A 2,083-nucleotide genomic window follows, 5' to 3' on the forward strand; every position below is an offset into this window, starting at 1 on the left:
CAGTCTGTCTTCATACTTTCAAGTTTCAGCTAACGAGAAATTAACCTAATTGAATCGATTTTTTGCAAATCGAACCAATGCATCCTCATTTCTACCTAAATGAAACCGCCCATCCGATCAGAATCCGCCTTGGGCACTCTGACCCTCATTCGGCGTTAACCCAAACTGAGTCAGAAAGTCCGCAAATAATTTCAAATCTTGGGCCTCATACCGTTTTTTGAAGGTCTCGATTTCTTCCGGTGAAAACTTAGCCGGGTCTAGTTGTAAGTTCTCGACTGGAAGCGGCCGGTCCCCTGAAATCACGGCGTCAATCAGGACGGGTTCGGTTTTAGCAATCTCAGCGGCCTTGGCAAACGTTGGTGCCAACTCCTCGATCTTTGTAACCCGGAAGCCCTTCATATTCACGGCTTCGGCAACCTTGCTGAAATCAATATCGTCAAATTCAACGCCGATATAGTCATTCTGGTTGGTGTCTTCCTGCTCGTCCTTAATAAAGCCATACTGCTGATTACTAAAGATGACGTTGATGGCCGGAAGATGGTACTGAACTTGCGTCACCAAATCCTGCATGGTCATCGAGGCCCCGCCGTCACCAGCCAGATTAAAGACTTGCCGATTTGGAAAATCAAGCTTGGCGGCAATTGCCCCGGGAATTCCAACCCCCATTGTTGCGAACAGGTTCGAGGTGAAATGCTGATTCTTCGGGGTTAATTGTAAGTCGCGGTTAGCATTCAGGTTAATATCGCCAACGTCAATTGAGAAGATTGCATTGTCTTCAGCGATATCGTTAACCGCTTTCAAAACTTGATAAGCCTGGAGATTGCCAAACTGCTTGTTTTCCAGCATTGCCAGGTAGTCCCGCCAGTTGGCCACATTGGCAACGTTCGCCTGCCACCACGGCGTTTCCGGCCGCTCGCTAACGGCAGCGTTGATTTGCTGAAGCGCCAGCTTGGCATCCGCTAAAATTGCAATGTCAGCTTGATGGCGCTTTCCCAACTTCGCCGGATCAATATCGATCTGCAAAAAGTGGGCCGTATGCTGAAAGGCGTTGGAGACTTCAGCGAACGGGTAATTGTTCCCAATGAACAACACGGTATCCGCTTGGGCCAGCGCTTCGTTGGCCGGTTTTTGGGCAACCCGATTGGCAGAACCCAAATAAGCCGGATAGCTGTCGGGGACAATCCCCTTGGCTGGGTAAGTACTCATTAGCGGAATCTTTAATTTTTTACTTAACTCAAGAATTTCGTCGCCGGCATCCCTGGCACCAATCCCGTAATAAATGACTGGGCGTTTTGCGGCCACCAATTGGTCAGTTAGTTTACCAAGTAGATCTGAATCTGGCTGCGGCAACAATGGCTTTTGATAACTTGAAGCTGATGCATACCAGTCAGATTGGGCAATTTCCTGCCATGGTAAGTCCACCGGAATTTGAACGACTGAAACCCCTGAATTTGCGTACGCCCGTCGAATGGCTTCATCAATCACGTGCGGCAGCGTCTTGGCGCTAACAGCCGTCACGTTGTAGGCGCCAACATCGGCATAAATTGGGTTCTCGTTCATTTCCTGAAAGGTATCCATGTTCATTCCGGAAGTGCCAAACTGCCCGACTAACGCCAACACCGGCACGTGGTCTTCGCGGGCATCGTACAAGCCGTTCATCAAATGCGTACCGCCAGGGCCAGCGGAGCCGAAACAAACGCCGATTTTCCCGGTTAACTTAGCGTCAGCGGCTGCCGCCATCGCCCCGACTTCTTCGTGGCGTACCTGAATGTAGTGAATTCGATCTTTTTCAGCTTCCAAAGCGTCCATCACCGAATTAAATGACCCGCCAGGAATCCCGTAAAGATGGTCAACCCCCCACGCTTCCAACACCTTTACTAACGCAACGCCAGCGGTAATGCTTGAAGTTCCCTCAGTCAATTAAATGCATCTCCTTAAACAATTAGAAATTATATGGATTACAATTAAATTGTATACAATTTATAATCATAAGATAGCACATTGTTCCAATCTTTGCAAGCGCTTTCCAAGCGACATTTCAGTTCTGTGAAAATAAAAACTACTAAGCTTAGAGGCGTATATG

Annotated in this window: 1 protein-coding gene; it reads right to left on the minus strand. The window is 48.3% G+C overall.

The window, feature by feature from the left end:
* Positions 1-117: 117 nt before the first annotated feature.
* Positions 118-1,920, minus strand: coding sequence for a pyruvate oxidase (gene spxB / locus FD47_RS14335; RefSeq protein WP_056980830.1), 1,803 nt, complete (start codon positions 1,918-1,920; stop codon positions 118-120).
* Positions 1,921-2,083: the final 163 nt, after the last annotated feature.

The organism is Lentilactobacillus parafarraginis DSM 18390 = JCM 14109 (genome assembly GCF_001435895.1).
GTDB classification, from domain to species: Bacteria; Bacillota; Bacilli; order Lactobacillales; family Lactobacillaceae; genus Lentilactobacillus; species Lentilactobacillus parafarraginis.